At 70.7% G+C, this 16442-nt stretch carries 13 protein-coding genes; 8 read left to right on the top strand and 5 right to left on the bottom strand.

Going from position 1 to position 16442, the window contains the following annotated elements:
- Positions 1-2 precede the first annotated feature (2 nt).
- The 4 genes from AC1DW8_RS21840 to AC1DW8_RS21825 all read left to right on the top strand — a co-directional run bounded on the left by AC1DW8_RS21840 (position 3) and on the right by AC1DW8_RS21825 (position 5303).
- Positions 3-884, top strand: coding sequence for a patatin-like phospholipase family protein (locus tag AC1DW8_RS21840; protein ID WP_156415558.1), 882 nt, complete (start codon positions 3-5; stop codon positions 882-884).
- Positions 881-1510, top strand: coding sequence for a GTP cyclohydrolase I (gene folE, locus AC1DW8_RS21835; protein WP_478095852.1), 630 nt, complete (start codon positions 881-883; stop codon positions 1508-1510). Before AC1DW8_RS21840 ends, folE begins: the two co-directional genes overlap by 4 nt.
- Positions 1511-1627: 117 nt before the next feature.
- Positions 1628-3751, top strand: coding sequence for a bifunctional lysylphosphatidylglycerol flippase/synthetase MprF (locus AC1DW8_RS21830; protein ID WP_478095851.1), 2124 nt, complete (start codon positions 1628-1630; stop codon positions 3749-3751).
- 166 nt (positions 3752-3917) lie between these two features.
- Positions 3918-5303 (top strand): NAD-dependent malic enzyme, encoded by a 1386-nt coding sequence (locus AC1DW8_RS21825; RefSeq protein WP_056776090.1) that lies wholly within the window; start codon positions 3918-3920, stop codon positions 5301-5303.
- Between the two features lie 11 nt (positions 5304-5314).
- Here the strand turns inward: AC1DW8_RS21825 and AC1DW8_RS21820 are convergent, their stop codons facing one another.
- The 3 genes from AC1DW8_RS21820 to AC1DW8_RS21810 all read right to left on the bottom strand — a co-directional run bounded on the left by AC1DW8_RS21820 (position 5315) and on the right by AC1DW8_RS21810 (position 9020).
- On the bottom strand, positions 5315-5722 hold the full coding sequence (locus AC1DW8_RS21820) for an LbetaH domain-containing protein (protein WP_056776093.1): 408 nt from the start codon (positions 5720-5722) through the stop codon (positions 5315-5317).
- Positions 5723-6024: 302 nt separating this feature from the next.
- Positions 6025-6276, bottom strand: a complete 252-nt coding sequence (locus AC1DW8_RS21815) for a DUF4242 domain-containing protein (protein ID WP_082619890.1) — start codon at positions 6274-6276, stop codon at positions 6025-6027.
- 86 nt (positions 6277-6362) lie between these two features.
- Positions 6363-9020, bottom strand: coding sequence for an ATP-binding protein (locus AC1DW8_RS21810; protein ID WP_478095850.1), 2658 nt, complete (start codon positions 9018-9020; stop codon positions 6363-6365).
- A 74-nt stretch (positions 9021-9094) separates the two neighbouring features.
- Between AC1DW8_RS21810 and AC1DW8_RS21805 the strand changes: the two genes are divergently transcribed.
- Positions 9095-10105, top strand: coding sequence for an aldo/keto reductase family protein (locus AC1DW8_RS21805; RefSeq protein WP_056827248.1), 1011 nt, complete (start codon positions 9095-9097; stop codon positions 10103-10105).
- 88 nt (positions 10106-10193) lie between these two features.
- On the opposite strand, the gene AC1DW8_RS21800 is transcribed toward AC1DW8_RS21805, so the two are convergent.
- Positions 10194-12137, bottom strand: a complete 1944-nt coding sequence (locus AC1DW8_RS21800) for a hypothetical protein (protein WP_478095849.1) — start codon at positions 12135-12137, stop codon at positions 10194-10196.
- A 185-nt stretch (positions 12138-12322) separates the two neighbouring features.
- Here AC1DW8_RS21800 and AC1DW8_RS21795 point away from each other — a divergent pair, with 185 nt between their 5' ends.
- Both AC1DW8_RS21795 and AC1DW8_RS21790 read left to right on the top strand, forming a co-directional pair.
- On the top strand, positions 12323-13981 hold the full coding sequence (locus AC1DW8_RS21795) for an NERD domain-containing protein (RefSeq protein ID WP_478095848.1): 1659 nt from the start codon (positions 12323-12325) through the stop codon (positions 13979-13981).
- Positions 13982-13988: 7 nt separating this feature from the next.
- Positions 13989-14486 carry a hypothetical protein gene (locus tag AC1DW8_RS21790; RefSeq protein ID WP_478095847.1) on the top strand — a complete coding sequence of 166 codons (498 nt, stop codon included), beginning with the start codon at positions 13989-13991 and terminating at the stop codon, positions 14484-14486.
- A gap of 45 nt (positions 14487-14531) precedes the next feature.
- Here AC1DW8_RS21790 and AC1DW8_RS21785 read toward each other — a convergent pair whose 3' ends face one another.
- Positions 14532-16211 carry an HNH endonuclease signature motif containing protein gene (locus tag AC1DW8_RS21785; protein WP_478095846.1) on the bottom strand — a complete coding sequence of 560 codons (1680 nt, stop codon included), beginning with the start codon at positions 16209-16211 and terminating at the stop codon, positions 14532-14534.
- 39 nt (positions 16212-16250) lie between these two features.
- Between AC1DW8_RS21785 and AC1DW8_RS21780 the strand changes: the two genes are divergently transcribed.
- Positions 16251-16442 (top strand): transposase (locus tag AC1DW8_RS21780; protein WP_478095845.1); only part of this gene is annotated, 192 nt, incomplete at its 3' end.

Here is a 16442-nt window from a genome sequence, read left to right as displayed (position 1 = left end):
CCATGAGCACGGCCTTCGTGCTGACCGGGGGAGGCAGCCTCGGCGCGGTGCAGGTCGGGATGCTCCTGGCGCTGCGCGACTGCAAGATCGAGCCCGACCTGCTCGTCGGCACGTCCGTCGGCGCCGTCAACGCGGCCTACCTCGCCGGACCCGGGAGCACGCGGGCCAGACTGGAGGCCCTCGTGGGCCTCTGGCAACGGATGCGTCGCCAGGACATCTTCGCCCCGGACCCGCTTCGGTGGCTCGGGGCCGCACGCGGGACCCAACCGTCGCTGTTCGCCGGCACCGGCCTCGAGCGCCTCCTGCAGAGCAACCTCGGCTACGACGACCTCGACGACGCACGTGTCCCGGTCGAGGTCACGGCCACGGATCTCGTGACCGGTCAGGGCATCGTGATGGGCACGGGTGCAGCCGTCAGCGCCGTCCGAGCCAGCGCTGCGGTCCCGGGGCTGCTCCCGCCCGTGGTGCGTCAGGGCAGGACCCTCGTCGACGGCGCCATCGGCGAGCTGGACGTGCTGGCCCACACAGCGGCGCACGGCGTCACGGACATCTATCTGCTGCCCGCCGGCTACCCGTGCGCGGGAGCAGGTCCGACGACCGCGCTCGGCTCGGTCCTGACGGCGCTGAGCCTGCTGCTGCACCGCCAGCTCATGGCGCAGGTCCGCGGCTATGACGGCGGTGCGCGGCTGCACGTCCTGCCCCCGCTGTGCCCCCTGTCGGTGTCACCCGCCGACTTCAGCCAGACGACCGCTCTCGTGGCGCGGGCCCACGAGAGCGCCCGCCGTTGGTTGCGGTCGGCCTCGTCCCGTCCCCGGGGCGACGCGGGCGTCCTGGCCCTCCACGACCATGACGGGCTCCGCGCCCGGGAAGGAACGAGCGCATGAGCCCGTCACCGGAACAGGCTGGACTTCGTGATCGCGCCCGAAGGCACTGGGCGGGAACCGGTGCCGTCACCGAACCGGACCTGGCGCGCGCGGCCTCCGGAGCCCGAATCATGCTGGAGGCAATGGGAATCGACGTGGACAACGAGTCGCTGGCGCGCACACCGGAACGCATGGCCGCATCGCTCGCAGAGCTGATGAGCCCACGACCGTTCCAGATGACGACGTTCCCCAACGACGGCGGCTACGACGAGCTGATCGTCGCGAGGGGCATCCCGGTGCGGTCCCTCTGCGAGCACCACATGCTCCCGTTCGTCGGGACCGCCCACATCGGCTACCTCCCGGGCGGGCGCATCCTCGGCCTGTCCAAGCTGGCTCGTGTGCTCGAGCACTTCTCGTCGCGTCCCCAGGTGCAGGAGCGACTGACCGTCCAGGTCGCCGACTGGCTGTGCGCCCAGCTCAGCCCGGTCGGGGTCGGCGTGGTCGTCGAGGCCGAGCACCTCTGCATGACGCTGCGCGGCGTGCAGGCCCCGGGCACCACGACCATCACCTCGAGCCTGCTCGGCGCCCTTCGGGACGACTCACGCTCGCGGGCGGAGTTCCTCGCCCTGACGCAGGCATCCCGCTGAGGCGTCGGCCGCGTCGGCCGCGTCGGCCGCGTCTGCGGTGTCGGCGGCGTCGGACGGGCTCGTCGGACATCCAGCACGTCCTCGACGCGAGGGGTGGTTGGCAGGACAATCGAAGGCATGTCCCGTCTCTGGACGGTGACGAGTCGCCTACCGCTGACGAGCATTCTCGTCGTCGCCACCCTCGCGCTGTCGGTGTGGACCCGGTCCCTCTGGGACCCGCTCCTCGATCGGCCGCTGAACGACTCCGTGAGCTACGGCCTGCCCGCGTTCGAGCAGGGCTCCTGGTCCACCGTGTTGACCGGTGCCTTCTTCGCGGCGCGCCCGTTCCAGTACGTCCCGATCCTGCTGGGGCTCATCGTGTTCGGGGGCTTCGCGGAGTGGCGCCTGGGCTCGCTCCGCTACGCAGTGGCGCTCGTGTCCTGCCACGTCGTAGCCGTCCTGGGTGCCGCCGGTCTGCTGTGGCTCACCCGTGACCACGGCTACGCGTGGACGACGCACCTCGCCGCAGTGCGCGACGCGGGGCCGTCCGCCGGGTTCCTCGGCGCGGCGGCCGCAGCGTCGGTCACGCTGTCACCCCCGTGGCGTGGTCGGGTCCGGGCGTTGCTCGGCGCCTACGTCGTGCTCTTCGTCATCCACATGGGCGCACTCGCGGACCTCGAGCACGTGCTGGGGGTGGGTTTCGGCCTGCTCCTCGGACCGGCTCTCATGGGCCGCGCGCCGTTGCTCACCTTCCGCCACCTGACGCGACGAGACTTCCGCCTGCTCGCGTCCGGCTTCTTCGTCATCGCCGCGGTCGAGGTCGCGCTACGCCCCTTCACCACCGCGGACGGCCCGTTCGCGGTCACCCTGAGCCCGGAGGCCCGGGCCGCGGAGCTCGCCGACACGGACCTGCTGCTCGGCGTCCTCCAGATCGTCCTCTGGCTGTGGCTCGCCCGGTCGCTCTACAAGGGCCGGCGACTGGCCTGGCGCTGGGCCGTGGGGCTCCTGCTCGTCGTCATGGTCATCCAGGTCCTGAACCTCGCCTACATGATCGCGGTGGGCGAGCAGGGACTCCTCGCTGCCGGCTGGGAGCTCTTCGGCAACGGGCTCGGCCTGTCCGTGTGCCTCGTGGGCCGCCATGCGTTCCGCAACCCGTCGCCCCGCCGCGCTCGCCGCACCAGCGGCAGCATCGTCGCTCCCGCCGACGACGACCAGCGCTCACGGGCCACGCAGCTGCTGCGGCAGCAGGGCACGGTCAACCGTCTCGCGTGGATGACGACCTGGCCGGAGAACCGCTGGTTCACGCCGGCCTCCGTGTCGGGATACGTCGCGTACCGCGTGCACGCCGGCGTCGCGGTCGGGCTGTGTGACCCCGTGGCCTCGGCCGAGGAGGACCGGTCCATGCTGCTCGGCGCCTTCGCGAACGCCGTGCACGCCCAGGGATTGGTGCCGTGCCTCTTCACCGTGACGGGAGAGGCCTCTCGACATGCGCGAGCGCAGGGATGGCACTCCCTCCAGGTGGCGGAAGAGGCCTGGGTCGACCTGCCCACGCTGGACTTCGTCGGCAAGGCATGGCAGGACGTGCGCACCGCCCTGAACCAGGCGGCCAAGCTCGGCATCGGCTTCCGGCTCGGCCCACTCAAGGACATGCCGCGCGGCATACAGATGCAGGTCAAGGCGATCTCGTCCGAATGGGTCGAGGACAAGGGGCTGCCCGAGATGGGCTTCACCCTCGGTGGCGTGGATGAAGCCCTCGACCCTCACGTCCGAGTCGGCCTGGCCATCGACGGTGACGCCACGGTCCACGGGGTCACGTCGTGGATGCCGTTCCACGCGAGCGGGGGTGGGGACCCCGCCGGCTGGACGCTGGACGTCATGCGGCGCCTGCCCGGAGGCTTCCGCTACTCCATGGAGTTCCTCATCGCCTCGGCCTGTCTCGCCTTCAAGGAGGAGGGCTGCGCCCTCGTCTCCCTCTCGGGTGCCCCGTTGGCCCGGACCCGGCCCTCTGCGGGTGACGAGTCCTTGGACCGGGGCACGCTCGACGTCTTCCTCGACCGACTCGGCGAGTCCCTGGAGCCGTACTACGGCTTCAGGTCCTTGCATGCCTTCAAGTCGAAGTTCCAACCGAGGCACGAACCGCTCTATCTCGTCTTCCCGGACGAGGCCGCGCTCCCGCGCATCGGGCTGGCCCTGAGCCGCGCGTACCTGCCGGATGCCGGGATGCGAGACCTCGTGGCCCTGGCCCGTTCGGGGCGGCAGTGAACGAACTGGCGCGCGTCCGGGCCGGTCACGAAACCGATGCGCCGGCCACGACCTCTGCGGCATGCCGGCGACATTCCCGACGAGACGGTCGGCATCCGAGCGGGCCGACCGCCGCGGGTGGAGGATGAACGGGTCGGGCACCGTTGCTCCACGCGAGAGGACTGTCATGGCCATCCCGAGTCCTGGGTACTCGATCACCGTCCGGGTCGAGGTGCCCGCCGCCGCCAACGCGACGTCGGCCCTCACCACCGCCGTCTCGTCCACCGGCGGAGCCCTCACGGCGCTCGACGTCGCCGAGAGCCGCACCGACCGGCTCGTCGTCGACGTCACGTGCGACACGCGGGACGAGGCGCACGGTCACCTCATCACCGAGGCGATCGCCGCGATCCCGGGGGCGGTCGTCCGCAAGGTCAGCGACCAGACCTTCCTGCTCCACCTCGGCGGCAAGATCGAGGTGAACCCGAAGGTGCCCCTCAAGCACCGCGACGACCTGTCACGCGCGTACACGCCCGGAGTCGCCCGCATCTGTCAGGCGATCGTCGAGCACCCGGAGGACGCCCGGCGTCTCACGATCAAGCGCAACACCGTCGCCGTCGTCACAGACGGCTCGGCCGTCCTGGGGCTGGGCAACATCGGCCCGCTCGCGGCCCTCCCGGTGATGGAGGGCAAGGCCGCGCTCTTCAAGCAGTTCGGGGGAGTCGACGCCTGGCCGGTCTGCCTCGACACCCAGGACCCCGATGCGATCGTCGAGATCGTGCGCGCGATCGCCCCTGTGTACGGCGGCATCAACCTCGAGGACATCTCTGCCCCAAGGTGTTTCGAGATCGAGTCACGCCTGCGTGACCTCCTCGACATCCCCGTCTTCCACGATGACCAGCACGGCACCGCGATCGTCGTCCTCGCCGCGCTCAAGAACGCCCTGCGCGTCGTCAACAAGTCCATCGACGACGTGCACATCGTCGTGTCCGGCGTCGGCGCCGCGGGTCACGCGATCATCCGTCTCCTGCTGACCCAGGGTGCCCGCAACATCGTCGCCTGCGGTCGCACGGGTGCCGTCCACAACGGCAACGAGGGCATGGAGCCCTTCCGCCAGTGGATCGCCGACCACACGAACACCGGTCACCAGAGCGGCACCCTCAAGGAGGTCCTCGTCGGTGCCGACGTCTTCATCGGCGTCTCGGCGCCGGACCTGCTGACGGGTGACGACATCGCGACCATGGCTCCCGACGCGATCGTCTTCGCCCTCGCCAACCCCGTGCCGGAGGTCGACCCGATCGCCGCGAGCGAGCACGCCGCCGTCGTCGCGACCGGCCGCTCCGACCACCCGAACCAGATCAACAACGTCCTCGTCTTCCCGGGCTTCTTCCGCGGGCTGCTCGACGCCGGCGTCTCCGACATCACGGACGCCATGATGGTCGCCGCGGCGACCGCCATCGCCGACTCGGTCGAGCCGGGCGAGATCAACCCGAGCTTCATCATCCCCAGCGTCTTCGACGCGAGCGTCGCGCCGGCGGTCGCCGCAGCGGTGTCCCGGGTGGCCGGCACCCGCTGACCGGACCGGCGTCAGGCGGCGCGGCGGTGCTGGGAGCCGGCGCGGACGACAGAGCCCTCGGAGATGACGTCGTCGCTGTCGACGCGCACGCCGTCCCAGACGTGGGCGTTGGCGCCGATCTTGACGCGTGCGCCGATCCGGGCATCGCGCCCGACGACGGCGCCGGCGGCCACGTGTGCCGTGGTGCCGATGCTGGCTCCGGCGTGGACGACCGCGCCGCGGTCGATCCAGGCGCCGCTCGCGATGCGGGCTCCCGCGCCGACGACCGCTCCGCGGTCGACGTAGGCGTTCTCGGCGACATAGGCCGCAGGGTCGACGTGGGCGTGCGACTCGACGAAACCGCCACCGTTGTCGTGGCGGGCGTAGCGCAGCACGGTTCCGTTGTCCTCTTCGAACTCCTCGTACTTCCTTCGCCTCATGGTGCACCCCCTTCGGGTCGTGCGTGGACCGTCTGTCCACGCGTGCCTCGTCTGGATCAACGTTCAAGTGAACATGAAGATTCCGTCGAGGTGATGACTGGTTTCTACCCGCCCAACGCGCGGGCCAACCGTGCGGTTCCATCGGCTGGGACGGTGCCGGGACGACCGGGGATGACAGGTGGGCGACCGCGTGGGTGCAGGACGACGTGGCCGTATGCCGTCACCTCGGGGTGGCGGCATACGGCTGGGTCGCCAGGCGGTTGGCAGTGGTGCGGGTGGGGCGGATGGAGCGGATGGGGCGGTCAGACGCCCTCCTGCACCTCGTAGATGGCGTCGGCGACGAGCCCGTGGGCGTCGCGGTGCACGATGTTGGCGGCCTCGGCGTCGGGAGCCTCGACGAGGCAGAAGATCTGGCCCCGGCGCTCGTCGACCCAGTAGCGCAGGTAGTTGACACCGTGGGGGTCCTGCGTGGCGAGGTCGGCCCGGTGTGCCTGGGCGACCGCGTCCATCGTGACCCCGTCGCCGAGGGAGTGGACGTCCATGAAGAGCGGCATGCTCGTGGTCCTTTCGGGATGGGAGAGCTGGATGTCTCCAGCGTCGCTCCCGCCGCCCCCGCAGGTCATGGGTGCCGACTACCCACTCACGCGCTAGCTCCACCCATCTTGAGCAGCTCGCGCCGGCTCTCGAGCCCGAGCTTGGTCAGGACCGAGGAGACGTGGTGCTCGGCGGTGCGCCGGGAGATGACGAGGCGCTCGGCGATCCCGGCGTCCGTGTAGCCCTGCGTCAACAGCTCCATCACCTCGGTCTCGCGCGGGGTCAGGCCTGAGGGGTGCTCGCGCGTCGTGGCCCTGGGGGCGCGAGGTGCGGGCCAGCCACGGGCGCGCAGCTCAGCGCGCGATCGCGCCGCCGCGGCATGGGCACCGACCCGCTCGAAGACCGCGATCGACTCCGTGAGTGACTCGCGCTGGCCGCTGCGCGCCAGTGCGAGTCCCTGGTCGAACGGGCATCCGAGGGACTTCCAGATGTCGGCGGCCTCACGCCATGCACCGGCCACCTCCGCGGCGAACGGGGGAGCGAGTGGGCCGCCCAGCTCGAGGTCGGTGACCGACGCGTCGGGCTCGCCGAGCGTCTCGATGCCGTCGCCGACGAGCCACCGCGCGACGGCGCCGCGGTTCCACGGGCAGTCGGCCGAGACCGCGAGCGGCCAGGCCTCGGCGGCCACGCGTGCGGCGGCGCCGAGGTCGCCCGCGAGCCAGGCGGCCTCGCAGCGCACGGCGACGACCGGAGCCACCCGCTGCAGCTCGCGCATCCCCGAGGCCAGGGACCACGCCCGCGCCATCAGCTCGTCGCCGCCGGGCTCGCCCACGCGACCGCGCACGTGGGCGAGGGTGACGAGCGGCTCGATCTCGCCGACGCTCGCGATGTCGGGATGGCGGAGCAGGGACTCGGCCCGGGCGCGCGCCGCGCCGAGATCACCCCGGTCGAGGTGCAGCTGTGACTCCCACCCCTCGAGATAGAGGGTCCACGAGTCGAGATCGCGCTCTGAGCAGTACTCGATGCCCTCGAGGAGGTAGCGCCGTGCGTCCTCATGCCGTCGCTGCAGCACGGCGCTCGACGCGAGGTTGCAGTACGCGCGAGCCGCGTGCTCGTGGAGGTCGGCGGCGCGTGCCTGCTGGAGGCTGTCGTCGAGCATCGCGGCCCCGGAGGCGAAGTCACCGGCCGCGATCTCGATCGTGCCGAGGTTGTTGAGGGCGTGCACGCGCACCTCGGTCTGCTGCGCCAGGTCGTCGAGCGAGTCGGCGAGGTCCAGCGTCCGGTGCGCCCACACCCGGGTGCCGGCCAGGTCGGTGGCCAGCATGCGGAGCTGCGCGAGGTTGCTGTAGGCCAACGCCAGCTCGAAGGTCGAGCCCCCTTCGAGCACGTCGACGGCGACAGCGGCCTGCGTCTCGGCCTCGGCCTTGCGCCCCGCGAACCAGCTGAGCCGTGACAGGCACCGCCACGCGTCGCCGACCCGCGTGGCGTCGTCGGCGGCGTCCCAGATCCGGCGGGCCGCGTCGACCGCCTCGATGGCGCCCTCGATGCGGTCGGTGAGATAGAGCTCGTAGCCGAGGGCCCAGAGCAGGTCGGCCCGGCGGCGGGCGGGCACCTCGGTGTCAGGCAGGGAGTCCGCGTGCTGCAGGGCGCGGCGGTACTGGTCGACGGCTTCCCGGTGGGCGCCGAGGCGAGCGGCCCGTGCCCCGGCCTCGGGCGCATGGGCCAGCACGGCCCGGCTGTCCCCGGCAGCGTCGGCATGGTGCGCCAGCCGCGCCGGGTCGGCTCCGCGACTCTCGAGCGCCGCGAGGAGTCGGCGGTGGATGTGGAGCCGTCGTCCGGCAGGAACCTCGTCGGCGACGGCGAGCCTGCCCAGCTCGTGACGGAACGTGACCTCCCGACCCGACATGACGACCAGTCCCCGGGCGAGCGGCTCGTCGAGGACGGCCAGGCCCTCGCTCAGGAGTCCTTCGAGCAGGTCGCTCTCGGCTCTCGACCCGGTCAGGGCGACCACTTCGAGGGCTCGCTGTGACGACTCGTGGAGACGGGCGACGCGGGCGAGCACCGCGTCGCGCACGGTCGGGGGCACGCCGGCCGTGTCGCCGGAGAGCACTTCGGTGACGAAGAACGCGTTGCCGCCCGTGACGTCGTGCAGTCGCTCCACGTCGATCCTGGTCTGCGACAGCCGGTCGCGCGAGCGTTCGGCGACGAGGGTCGCCACGGCCCTTGGGCTGAGCGGCGGCAGGTCGATCCGCCGGGTCCCACTGGCGGATGCGGTGTCCCCCAAGAGGATTCGCAAAGCGCTGCCGGCACCCGCGTCCTCGGGGCGGTAGGTGACGAGCACGAGGGCATGGCACCCGTGGACGCGCCGAGCCACGTGGCGCAGGAGGTCCAGGGTGGCCTCGTCGGCCCAGTGCGCGTCCTCGATGACGAGCAGGTAGGGCCGGTCCGGGGGCGCGTCTCGGAGGGTGTCCACGAGCCGCGTGAAGACGTCCAGCCGACTCGCCTCCTCGGGCCACAGGCCCGCCGGGAGGGAGGGCACCATGTCGCGCAGCGGACCGAGCGGTGCGGGGGTGGCGGATCCGTCGCAGCTGCCGATGGCGACGCATGCGCCGGTCTCGAGCTCGGAGGCCGCGGCGGAGACGAAGGTGGTCTTGCCGATGCCGGCCTCGCCCGAGACGTAGACCAGTCGCCCGTGCCCAGCGCGTGCGTCGTCCAGGTAGCCAGCGACAGCGCGAAGGTGCTCGACGCGCTCGAGAAGCGTCACGTCGCGATCGTACGTGCGTCCCCTCGACGGGGAGCGGGGTCCGAGCAACATCGCCGGCGGCATACGGTGGACGGATGAACTTCCGATACCTCGGCAACAGCGGACTCAAGATCTCCGAGATCACCTACGGCAACTGGCTGACCCACGGCTCGCAGGTCGAGAACGACGTGGCCACCCAGTGTGTCCGGGCGGCGCTCGACGCCGGCATCAGCACCTTCGACACGGCGGACGTCTACGCCAACACCAAGGCCGAGAGCGTTCTGGGCGACGCCCTCAAGGGCGAGCGGCGCGAGAGCCTCGAGATCTTCACGAAGGTCTACTGGCCCACCGGACCCGGCGGCAAGAACGACACGGGCCTCTCACGCAAGCACATCATGGAGTCGATCAACGGCTCGCTCGAGCGCCTCCAGACCGACTACGTCGACCTCTACCAGGCCCACCGCTACGACACCGAGACGCCGCTCGAGGAGACGATGCAGGCCTTCGCCGACGTCGTCCGCCAGGGCAAGGCGCTCTACATCGGCGTCAGCGAGTGGACCGCCGACCAGATCCGCGAGGGCGTCACTCTCGCGAAGGAGCTCGGCTTCCAGCTCATCTCGAGCCAGCCGCAGTACTCCATGCTGTGGCGTGTCATCGAGGGCGAGGTCGTGCCGACGTGCGAGGAGCTCGGCGTCAGCCAGATCGTGTGGAGCCCCATCGCCCAAGGCGTGCTGACGGGGAAGTACCAGCCCGGCCAGCAGCCGCCCGAGGGCTCGCGCGCCGCCGACGAGAAGGGTGGCGCCGACATGATCAAGCGCTTCATGAACGACGACGTGCTGACCCGCGTGCAGAAGCTCAAGCCGATCGCTGACGAGGCCGGTCTGACCATGGCCCAGCTCGCCGTCGCCTGGGTGCTCCAGAACCCCAACGTCGCAGCCGCGCTCGTCGGCGCCTCGCGTCCCGAGCAGGTCGCCGAGAACGTCAAGGCGGCCGGGGTGAAGCTCGAGCCCGAGCTCATGACGAAGATCGACGAGGTCCTCGGCGACATCGTCGAGAAGGACTCGGGCAAGACGAAGGAGACGGCGCCGCAGCAGCGCGTCGCCTGACGTCGGACCCTGACGCCCGACAACGTATGCCGCCCAGCCGGGTTCGCGAGGCTGGGCGGCACACGTGTGTGGCCGGGCGGTCAGCCGGTCATGACGGCGTGAGCTTCGTCAGACGCGTGGACCAGTTGCCGAGAGAGGTACGCGTGCCGCCGCAGCTGCCGATCGGGGGAGTCAGGTACTGCGCCAGGGTGCAGGTCTGGGCGATGTACTCCGAGGCGATCCAGATGGACCGGCCGTCGGTGACGGCCGCCCCGTAGTCCCCCCAGCGGGTGCGGATCGGGGTGCCGACGAAGGCCTTGTAGCTCGTGAAGCCGTCCGCCGGGCCGATACCCTCGGCCACGATGTGGATCGGGCCGACTGCTCCGCTCGACGAGATCGGAGCGTAGGCCGCGCTGGGGAAGTGGTCCCGTCCGACGACGCTGAAGGCGATGGCGCCCTGACCGGTGGTCAGCATCGTGATGGCCGAGTAGGTCAGGTTGTTGCCCGCGAGGGCCAGGTAGCCCTGCTTCTTGATGTTGCCGCCGACCTTGCCGGCGCCGTTGATCTTGGGCTCCACCGAGAACCAGGCGATGCCGGCCCGCAGCTCGCCGTTGACCCGCACCGCGGTGTCGACCGAGCCCCAGAGGACGCCGTTGGTGAACCACGTCTGCTGCATGCGGGTGTCGTTGGAGTCGAGGTGCGAGATGACCTCGTCGTGCGCCGGCTCGGGCGGGTTGAAGAAGAGCTGCCAACAGCCTGGACCGAACGGGGTCGCGATCGTCGTGTCGTTGATGCACTGGCCGAGCGGGAAGTCGCCGGCCTTCTGGTCGGCCTTCGGCGGGAAGACGTACGTCTCGCTGTTGACCAGCTTGTTCGTGACCGCAAGCGCCGGGGTGGCGGCGTCGAGCGATGCGGTGTTGGTCAGCGCCCACAGGCCGATGCGCCGAGCGGTCCCGGTCGGGTTGCCCGTCTCCGAGCCGTCACCGGCGGCCGAGCTGAGCAGGTACTCGCTGCCGTTGGCGGCGCTCTCGTACTGGCCCGCGGGTGACGTTGCCGGCCACACGGTGAAGCCGGGCGTGCCGGCCAGGTCGAGATTCGGCACCAGCGTCATGCGGACCGCTGCCGGGTGGGTGGCGAGCTGCGCCTTCGAGAACGCGAAGACCTGGGCGGCGTTGAAGCTCGGTCCGAAGAGGTCGTACTCGTTGGTCGTGATGTAGATGCCATTGGCGTCCCCACCGATGTGCGGGTAGTCCTGGAAGCACGGGCCCGGTGTGACGCCGTCGGTCGTGCAGCCGTGGTTCGGTGTGCCTTCCGTGCCGTCATTCTGGGCAGGCACCGAGTAGATGGTCCACGTGCCCGTCGGGTTGCTCGTGTTCGAGACGGCCACGTCGATGGTGTTCCTGCCGTTGAAGTCGCCGTTCGCGTCCACGTGCAGCGTCGTGATGGCCACGACAAAGCGCTGGAAGTCGGGGTCGTAGTGGCAGATCGGGTCGATGACGTCGGGCCCGACGACGCCGGTCGTGCGGTTGATGGCCGCGGGGTAGCCGAAGAAGGTGTTGAGGTCTTGCACCCCGGTCAGCGGCACGGCGTTCGAGTCGTAGACGCGCAGCACGCTGTTGACCGACTCGACGGTGAAGCCGTTGCCGACACAGAGGGCCTGGTCAGGTGGCTCGAGTGAGAACTGGTTGCCGCCGTTGGCGAGGCGCTGGTCGCGGTGGTTGAGGCCCTGGATGCTGGCCTGGACCGCCGGGTTCGTCGCAGCGACGGCGCTCGACGCCACCACGGGGGCATCGAGCGGGTGCTTGGGGAAGATGCCGTGCTTGAAGTTCGGGTCGGGGCGGGTCGACGGGACGCCACCCTGCTCGTCGTCGGGTCCGGCTCTGAGCTCGGGCTGCTGGAGCCCGTCGGCGCCGGTGCCGAGGCTGCGGATACTGGTCGTGCCAGAGGACGTGATCTGGCGGGTGTCAGAAGGGGCGGCGTTCGCGGCTCCTGGCAGACTCAGCAGCGCTGCGGCGATGGCCGCGGCTCCGCTGGTGGCGATGATCTTTCGCATGAGCACCTCCGGGAGAATCTGCGCGGACGTGTCGAGCGGAGCCTGGCCACCTTTCGGATGTTCGCTGGTGTGGGAGCGCCGCTCGCACAACTTTCGAGCGTACGCCGGTGCAGCGGCCGCGGGTGCGGTTCGACGGATCTGCGCAACTACGAGGTCGGGTCGCGCAGCACGGCTACCCTGCGGGCATGGCACAGGGGGAGGGCGCGCGGTTCGCGCACGAGTCGGAGCGTCTCGTCTGGGAGCGGCTGGCGCGTGGCGTCACGGAGGGCACGGTGCTGCTGCCCAACATCCGCCTCACCTCACAGCTCAAGGACCACGAGCTCGACGTCGTCGTGCTCATGCCTGGCGTGGGCGTCGTCGTCGTGGAGGTCAAGGGCGGCAGCGTCTCCGTCGACGCGCAGGGCCACTGGTGGTCCGGTGGTGGTGCGCGCCGCAGCCGGGTGCGCCCCGTCGAGCAGTGCCGCGACGGCAAGTACGCCCTGCGCGACTTCGTGGAGGCCGACCCCCGCTGGAAGAACCGCCGCAGCCGGGTCCGGTTTGGCCACGCGGTCGTCGTCCCGTTCACGGACATCGCGGACGACTTCGCCACCCCGGACTGCCCGCGCTGGATGATCAGTGGCCGCGGAGACCTCGACGACCTCGCTGGCCGGGTCCACGACGTCGCAGCCCTGCAGGAGAACGACCAGCGCGTCCCCACCGCCGAGGACGTCGAGCTGATCGTCGAAATCCTCACGGGCAGAGGCTTCCCCGTACCCGACATCGCCGCTGACGCGGACGAGCGGGAGGCAACATCGGACCGACTGACCCAGGAACAGGCGGCTCTGCTCCAGGTCACACGGCTCATCAGGCGGATGGAGATCCGGGGTGGTGCCGGCAGCGGCAAGACGATCCTGGCCCTCACCCAGGCCAAGGACCTCACCCGTGGCCAGGGTGATCGCAAGGCGCAGCGTGTGGCACTCGTCTGCTACTCGATCGGCCTCTCCCAGTACTTCAAACGGCAGCTCGCCAGCGTGCCGAGGCACCATCGGCCGGCCTTCGTCGGTTCCTTCGAGGACCTCGCCAACGAGTGGGGGATCGACACCGCGTCGCACGACCGCAACGACGCAGCCTTCTGGGAGCGTGATCTGGCCGCCCGGATGACCGAGATCGCTGCAGCACTCCCGGACGGCAAGAAGTTCGACGCCGTCATCGTCGACGAGGCCCAGGACTTCGCCGACCACTGGTGGTACCCCCTCATGAAGGCGCTGCGCGACGAGGACGAGGGCGGTCTCTACGTCTACTCCGACGAGAACCAGCGGATCTTCGCCCGCTTCGGCCGGCCGCCGGTGCCACTGGTCCCACTCGTGCTCGACCACAACCTGCGCAACACGCAGCAGATCGCCCGAGCCTTCGGGCCGCTCGCACCGATGCGGATGCACCTCCGGGGAGGAGTCGGCGCCGACGTCCGCTTCGTCGCCTGCCCTCGGGACGAGGCGATCGGCAGCGCCGACGACCAGGTCGACCTGCTCCTCGAGGCGGGATGGCAGCCGCAGCACGTCGCGCTCCTGACGATGGGCTCACGGCACCCGACACAGGTCGAGCGTCAGGAGGCGGACGGCCACGTCGGATACTGGCGGTCCTTCTGGGACGACGACGATGTCTTCTATGGCCACGTCCTCGGCTGCAAGGGACTCGAACGCCGCGCGGTCGTCCTCTGCGTGAACGCGAAGAAGACCGAGCGCGCCCGCGAGATGCTCTACGTGGGCATGTCGCGCGCCACCGACGAGCTCGTCGTCGTGGGGGACCCGGACTTCATCCGCGAGATCGGTGGCGCCCAGGTGGCTCACCGGCTCGGCATCGGGTGACGCAGCCATGTCAGGCGGCGCCGGGGCTGGGGACAACTTCGACGGGCTGCCTCGCGTCCGGATGACGATGGCGGGCATGACCTTCAAGGACCTGCCCCCTCGGGCGAGTGAGATCCCCCTGACCAACCGTCGCGTCGCTGCCGACGTCATCGACCTCATCATCGGCGACACGGACCGCGCCACCGGGTGCGTCGCGCTGATGATCTGCGATGCCGAGGACCGCGGCATCCAACCGATCCTGCTCCACGACGTCCCGCCGGACGCCGAGGCCACTGGCCTGGCCCAGCTGCTCGGCATGCTCCTGCCGCTCGCGGCCGACAACGACGGCTCCATCCTCATCGGTCGGGGCCGACCGCGAGGGACGGCGCCCGACGACGTCGACCGTGACTGGCACCAGCAGGCGATCGACCGCTGCGCCGACCACGAGGTCGACCTGCTCGGCTTCTACCTCGCCACCGGCGACGGAGTCTTCCGCCTGCCCGAGCCACTCACCGCCGCGTCGTGAGGGTGTCTGGCAGCGACCCACCGCACGTTCGGAATCACCGCACGTTCAGAAGGGTGGGGGCTCGAGATCGGTCGAGCGATGCCTGGTCGACCGATCTCGAGTTGGGGGCGCGAGCGACGTGTCTCGGACGCCGTCGAGCCAGTCCCTTGGGTAGGTGTCGTAGATGCGACCGGCCTTGGTGCGCCAGCGAACCCGGTCGCCCTCGCGGCGGACGAGCCAGTGGCCGTTCGTGTGCAGGTTGTGGTGGGGACGGTGCTTGCTCGTGAGGTTCGTGACCTCGGTCAGGCCGTGCGGCCAAGGGACGTCGTGGTCGAGGTCGCATCGAGCGGCCGGCACGGTGCACCCCGGCGCGCGGCACGTCCCGTCGACGGCCTCGACATGCGCTCGCATCGCCGGGGTCGGCCGGTAGGCCTGGGTCTCGAGGTGCACGGCAGCGCCGGTGTCCGCATCGACGGCCAGCCGACGCCACGCCGAGCCGTCGTTGAGCATGATCTGGCGGGCGTGGTCCGCCGTCACCCAGCCGTGGCCCGGGACCTCGCAGGGGGTGTCGGTGAGCCCGACGGCCGTCGTGAACGGAACCACGAGCGTCACTGTCGCTGACGGCCGGCGACCCAGACGCGTGAACCACTCGCTGCCGGAACGGCATCCGTCATCATCAGCGCCAGTCGCGCCAGTCGCGCCGGTCGCGCCGGTCGCGCCGGGCATCGACGGGTCGGTGCCGGCGGAGGTAGGCCAGCCGAACATCAGGGTGTCGGTGATGACGTCGGCGCGCAGCGAGTCGAGATCGCGCGGGTCGCCCTGGGCCCGAGCGGCCCGGGCGACGGCATCGGCTCGCTCCATCGCGGCGATGATCTTGTCGGCGTCGTTGACGACGGTGAGCACGCCGAGGCCCTCGTGGTCGATCTGCGCGTGGGCGCCTCGACGACGTCGGGCGGCGCGTCGCCGCTCGCCGGCCTCGCGGTCGGCGGCCAGGCACGCGCGCGTGAGCCGTTGGCGGAAGAGGCTGGGGGAGGGTGGAGCGCCGTCCTTGGACCGGAGCACGGAGTCGACGATGCCCGGCCCGCACTCAGGCGGTAGTGGGGCGATCTCAGCCTGGATCGTGCACGCACGGTAGAGCGTGAGCGCGCCGTGCTGCAGGCGACCGCGGAGGGCGGCAGCCCCAGGAGTGCTGGCGGTGGCCAGGTCGAGCCGACCCCGCACCTCGTGGGTGCCGAGCCCGGTGGCCGTGCACACCTCCAGCGCGGTCAGCTGGTCGGCGTCGATCCAGCCCGCAGGAAGCGGCCGGTCGAGGTCGGCGAAGCGTGCCAGCTCGTCCGCCTCGATCGTCGAGCGAAGCCGAGCCAGGGCCTCGAGGGCGACCGCATCCAGCACCGCCTTGCAGCGTTCGACGGACTCGACGACCCTGAGGTCCGCGTCGGCCAGCGCCTCGAGCTCCGTCCGCGCCTCGTCGTCCTGCGCCGTCGTGAGATCGTCGGCGACGGCCTCGACCAGCTCGCCGACGAGCGCCGGCAGGACCTGCGTGAGCACCGCCTCGGCCACGTGCTTGCGCAGCGTGCGCTCGAGACGTGGCAGGTCGCGCTGCCGGATGGGCACTCGGGTCGCGACCCTCGATCGATAGAGGGTCGCGAGACGGTCGAGGTCGACGACGGCGTCGGAAGCCTGGGCAAGGTCGGTCGAGGAATGACTCCTGACTGCCGCTGCGCCGTCCATACCCCAGTAGAACACCTGTTCTGCATATCTGCTTGGGTGAAGTAGGATCTGTGGATGACCGCGAATCCGGTTCGGGGAGTGGACTACCCGTCCACCTACCAGCAGCTGCTGGAGTGGTTCCCGGACAACCAGTCCTGCCTGGACTACCTGGCCGGACTGCGCTGGCCCGACGGGTTCGTGTGCCCGAAGTGCGAAGCCACTGAGTTCTGGCGCACCGGTGCCGGGCTGTGGATGATGTGCCGGGCC

It is taken from the genome of Terrabacter sp. P2_E3 (assembly GCF_056403915.1).
Note: the sequence above shows the minus strand (reverse complement) of the source record. Positions and strands in the feature narration are given on the sequence as shown.